The sequence below is a fragment of the Streptomyces sp. genome (assembly GCF_019510245.1).
Taxonomy (GTDB): Bacteria; Actinomycetota; Actinomycetes; order Streptomycetales; family Streptomycetaceae; genus Streptomyces.
Window position 1 is genome coordinate 1 of record NZ_JAEKKT010000315.1, and the last position, 5,151, is coordinate 5,151.

General features: G+C 74.0%; 2 protein-coding genes. One reads left to right on the plus strand and one right to left on the minus strand.

What is annotated here, in order from left to right:
• On the plus strand, positions 1-1,077 hold a 1,077-nt coding region (locus tag JF597_RS49870; RefSeq protein WP_294012773.1), incomplete at its 5' end, for an acyltransferase.
• Here the strand turns inward: JF597_RS49870 and JF597_RS49875 are convergent.
• Positions 968-5,128 carry an alpha-(1->3)-arabinofuranosyltransferase gene (locus JF597_RS49875; protein ID WP_294012775.1) on the minus strand — a complete coding sequence of 1,387 codons (4,161 nt, stop codon included), beginning with the start codon at positions 5,126-5,128 and terminating at the stop codon, positions 968-970. The two genes, JF597_RS49870 and JF597_RS49875, sit on opposite strands and share 110 nt — an antisense overlap.
• Between the last annotated feature and the right edge of the window lie 23 nt (positions 5,129-5,151).

Here is a 5,151-nt window from a genome sequence, read left to right on the forward strand (position 1 = left end):
GTGCTCTGCGTCGTCATGACGCACGTCGGGTTCCAGACCGGGCAGACCTTCCGCGGCTCGTTCGGGGCGCTGCTGGCCCGGCTCGACTTCGGTGTCACGATCTTCTTCCTGCTCTCCGGCTTCCTGCTCTACGGCCCGTTCGTCCGGGCCCAGCTGCAGGACAAGCCGGTGCCGCACGTGCCGACCTACCTGCGCAACCGCGCGCTGCGGGTCCTCCCCGCGTACTGGGTCGTGGTGCTGGTCGTGCTGCCGGTGATGGCTTGGAAGTACGTGCGACCCGGCGAGGTCGTCGACCAGCTGCTCCTGCTGCAGGTCTACTCCCGCAACCACCTGCTGCCGGGGCTGACGCAGATGTGGAGCCTGTGCGTGGAGGTGGCCTTCTACCTGGCCCTGCCGCTGCTCGCGCTGCTCGCCCGGAAGGGCCGCCGCCCGTTGAGGTCCTCGGCGCTGCTCTGCGCCGGCATGGTCGTGGCGTCCGTCGCCTGGACGCTCCTGACCCGAGGTCTCGAGCTGCCGGACCCCGCCGTCGGAGGGCTGTGGCTGCCGGCGTACCTGGACTGGTTCGCGCTGGGCATGGGTGTCGCCGTCCTGCGCGCGTGGCACGACAGCACCGGTCGCGGACGGGTCCTCGACCAGCTCGGCGACGCCGGCGGCACCTGCGTGGCGATCGCCGCGCTGCTGCTGTGGCTCACCGCCACGCCGCTCGGCGGTCCGCGCGGGCTGCAGCTCGCGACGCCGGGGCAGGCTCTCACCAAGCACCTGCTGTACGGCGCTGCGGCGCTGTTCCTCCTGGTGCCGGCCGTCTTCGGCAACGACCCCCGCTCCCCCGTGCGGCGCGTGCTGGAGCACCCGGTCGCGCGGTGGATGGGGTCGGTGTCCTACGGCGTCTTCCTCTGGCACCTGCTGGTGCTCCACCTGGTGTACAGCGTCCTGGGCCTGGAGCTCTTCCGCGGCGACCTGCTGCTCATCACGGCTCTGGTGGTGCCGCTGAGCTTCGGCGTCGCAGCACTGAGCCTGCGGTTCGTGGAGCGCCCGGCGCTGGCGCAGAAGCACCGTTGGACGACCGCAGGACGGTGACCGCAGCGGCCGCCGCGGCCAGCCCGGCGAGCGCCAGCAGCTGCACCGGCCGCCCAAAGGCCGCAGGGGTCCGGGGGCCGTTCCAGGGCGACAGGGCGGTGAGCGCCGCGGCGCACGTCAGCGCGATGCCGTAGCCGCCGACGGCCGCGTCGGAGGTGCGGTCGGGACCGACGACGCGGCTTCCGACCAGCACGGCACCCAGCGCGACGGCGTACAGGAGTCCACCGACCACACCGCCGAGCAGCACGACGAAGCCGAGCCCCAGCACGACCCGCACCGGCTGCGGCAGGTCCAGGTCCCGTCGCTGCGGCTGCGGCAGCTCCCGGACCCGCGCGGGGGCCAAGGCCAGGACGACCAGCAGCAGCACCAGCAGGCCACCGACCACGAGCGCGAAGTGGAACGTCCGTCCCGGCGAGAAGTCGAGGCGGACCTGACCACCCGCACCCGCCGGCACGACCCAGGCCTGCTGCCAGCCGTCGACCCGCGCCGAGTTCAGCTCCTTGCCCGCCAGCGTCGCGTGCCAGCCTGCGTTGTGGTTCTCGTGGACCACCAGGTAGGTGGCAGCACCGGTGCCGATGTCGACGGTCCGGTGCTCGCTTCCCCAGCTGCGAACCGTCGTCGGTCGCGCAGTGGCAGCAGGAGTCGGTAGCGGGCTGCCGAGCGTCAGCCCCTGCACCTGCACCCCGGCTCGCTCGGCACCCACCACCCGGTGCTCGCCCGGGCCCAGTCGCAGTCCGGCTGCCAGGTCGCACAGCCCGAGCAGCACGGGGCGGCCGACCAGCAGGTCGTCGCGGCGGGCGAGGACCGTCGTCGCGTGCACCTGGCCGTCCACCAGCACCGGAGGCGCCTCCCCGCAAGGGATCGAGACGGTCTCCGGTGGCGGTGCGCTGGTGAGGTCGTCGAGGGCAGGCACCTCGAGCTCGGACACCCCGACGGGCAGCCGGTTCGTGGTGCCGTCGGGCGCGACGGTGGACCTCTTCTCCCACGCCAGGAACTGCACCTCGAGATGCGTCGTCCGCACCCCGGGGAACGGCAGGATGCCGTCGGCGGGCACGTCGAGAGCGGTGGAGCCGCTGTCAGTGACGACCTTCACCCGGGTGGGTCGGGCAGCCGCCAGCGAGGCGTCGGTCACGAGGCTCAGCCGGTCCAGCTGTCGGGCACCTGCCCAGGTCAGCGTCAGTGTTGGCCTCGGGTCCTCCGGGCCCGCGACCCAGCCGGTCGACCGGTCGCTGTCGAGGACGGTGCTGGGCCGCTCGCGCGGGTCGCTGACGAGACGAGAGCTCGCGGTCGCCTGCACGCCGGCACCGCGGTCGAGCAGCGCGTCGAGCTGAGGTCCCGGGTCAGCCACCGCCGACCCCGACACCGCGAGAGTGCGCTCCGCGGGCAGCGAGAAGGTCCGGTCCAGCCGGACGGCGTCCTCACCGCTGCGCGCGAGCCCTGGAGCGCACGCCGTGCGACCCCTGTCGGTGACGCAGGCGCTGCGACCGCCGACGGCACGGTCCACGAGCACGACCCCGTCGGCCGTGAGTGCCTGGTCGTCAGGCAGCACGACCGTCTGCTGCACGACGACACCGGGCACGTCGATGCTGCGCAGGCCGGCCAGTACGCCGTAGCCGTCGCCGTCGACCTGCGTCAGCGTCACCCGGAGGTGCCGGGTGCTGCCGGCCGGCACCGCGACCCGCTGCACCGACTCGTCGCCCGCGATCCGGGTCGTGCGCTGCCCGCGGTCGGTGCTGACCGTCACCTCGCGGACGGTCCCCTTCACCTGGGCGTCCAGGAGCTGCTGGACCGTGGTGCCGGTGGGGTCGACGGGACGGTCCAGGTCGAGCTGGACCCACTGCCCGGCGGCACCGGCCAACGAACCGGTGACCCATGCCGTGGATGGGTCGCCGTCGACGGCGGAGAACGGCGAGTGCTCGGGAGCACGGTCGAGCACGGCTCCCGGATCGGACGCGCTGGTCGACGCGGTGACGGCATCGGCCCCCAGCAGCCGGGCCACGGCCAGGTGCTGGACGCCCGGGACCGGGAGCTCGTCGGGCACCGCTTGGTGACGGGTCAGCTGCTGGTCCGCCGTCAGCGTGGCGGAGGCGTTGTCACGCACCTGGCCGAAGTTGACCTCGCGCCGGCGCAGCGCATCGGTGACCGCGGAACGGGGCGACGGACCTGCACTGCCGTCGCCCACGAGCACCGTCGCCTCGTCACCGAGCAGCCCGCGGTCGGCGAGCTGGAACAGCGACTCGGGGCCACCGCTCACCAGCCACGTCCCGGCCTTGGGCAGGCTGACCGCAGGGGGCTGCGCACCGGCGACGGCGTACACCTCCACGGCTGGGTATCCCAGCGACAGCCCGTGGTCGCTGACGAGCGCCCGCGACGCGCCCTTGTCACCGCCCACCGTCGGGCCGAAGGCGGCGACGCGGGTCAGACCAGGTGACTGTGCCAGCGCCTGGTGCACCAGCGCCGGCCGCGGCGCGCCGGTCCGCACCGGGTCCAGGTCGTTGCTCACCACCAGGTAGTGGACGCCGGAGCGGGCGAGGACCGCGGCCATGCCCGGTGACCCGCGGCCGGAGTCCAGCCGCGCCTCGACGGCGTCGAGCAGTCGGGTGGTCCCTGCCGAGCCCAACGGCACCGCGTCCCGCACCACGAACCTGCCGCGCGTCAGCGCCTGCAGCGGGTTGTCCAGGGGGCGCCCCCAGAGGTACTCCCCGAAGCCGCTCGCCGGCACCACCATCGCCCGCCCCGTGGCGTCGTGGTCGTCCAGCCACTGACCGGTGGCCCGCCACCAGCTGGGCAGCTGCTCATAGCCGCCGCTCGGGACCAGCTGCCCCGCGAGAGCCGGTGTCGCGCAGCCGACGAGGGCGAGGGTGACCAGCCCCGTCAGCGCCCTTCGGGCCTGCAGCGTGGGCGCCCGCGCCAGCAGGTGGCACAGGCCGAGGGCGAGCGGGAGCCGCACGAGCGCGTCGAACTTGTGCACGTTGCGGAACGGCGCCAGCGCGCCGTCCAGCAGGTCGCGCAGGAAGCCGACCAGCGGCCCGTCGAGCGGCCCCGCGTGGACCGCCGACATGGCCAGCAGACCCAGTGCCGCGGCGGCGGCCAGCCGACCCTGCCCGGGCATCCGGCGACGGACCAGCCCTGCGACGCAGAGCACCGACAGGACGCCGGTGTTGAGCACCGCGCCGGTGTTCGTCACGAGCGCCCAGCCGCTGCGCCACCAGGGACTGCCCCCCGAGGAGACGTAGCCGAGCCAGTGCGAGGTGCCGCGCAGGACCTCGCCCGGCGAGGTCGTGCTGGTGGTGGTCGCCGCCGTCTCGATGTAGTCGAGGAAGTCCGGGCTGTACCTGCCCTGCAGCAGCAGCGGCACGAACCACCAGGTGCAGGCGAGCGTGACCGCGACCGCCCACCAGGCCGCCAGCCGCCGCCCGGAGGAGCGGCTCAGCCCCGGCACCAGCCACAGCAGCGGCAGCGGCAGCAGGGCGAGGACGGCCGTCGCGTTGACCGCACCCATGCAGAGGACCGCCAGCCCGGACCTCGCGGCCGCCCGTCGCGGCCGCTGCTCGGCGGCCGCACCGACCAGCGGCACCAGCACCCAGGGCAGCACGGCGAACGGCAGGATCTCGGAGGAGTTGCCGCCGATCTCGGTGAGCACCCGCGGCGCCAGCGCGTACGCGAGACCGCCGAGCAGCCGGGTCGTCGGGGTGCCGAGCTGGAGCCTGCCGGCCAGCCGCAGGACACCGAGGAACGCTGCCACCAGCAGCAGCGACATCCAGAGCCGCTGCACCACCCAGTCCGGCAGGCCCAGCACGCTGCCCAGCAGGTGGAAGGTGCCCATCGGGAACAGGTAGCCGTAGGCCTGGTTCTGCAGCTGGCCCCCGGCCGAGCTCGGGTTCCACAGGTCCAGCGCGCGCCGCAGGAACCGGCCGGGGTCAGCGGTGAGGTCGAGCTTCGTGTCGTTGCCGATGAGGCCGGCGCTCTGGTGGAACGCCAGGACCACCAGCAGCAGGCAGACCGCTGCCTGGCGCAGCCGCACGACCGAGCGAGGCGTGCTGTCGATCACCTGCGGTCACAGCGCGGCGAGAC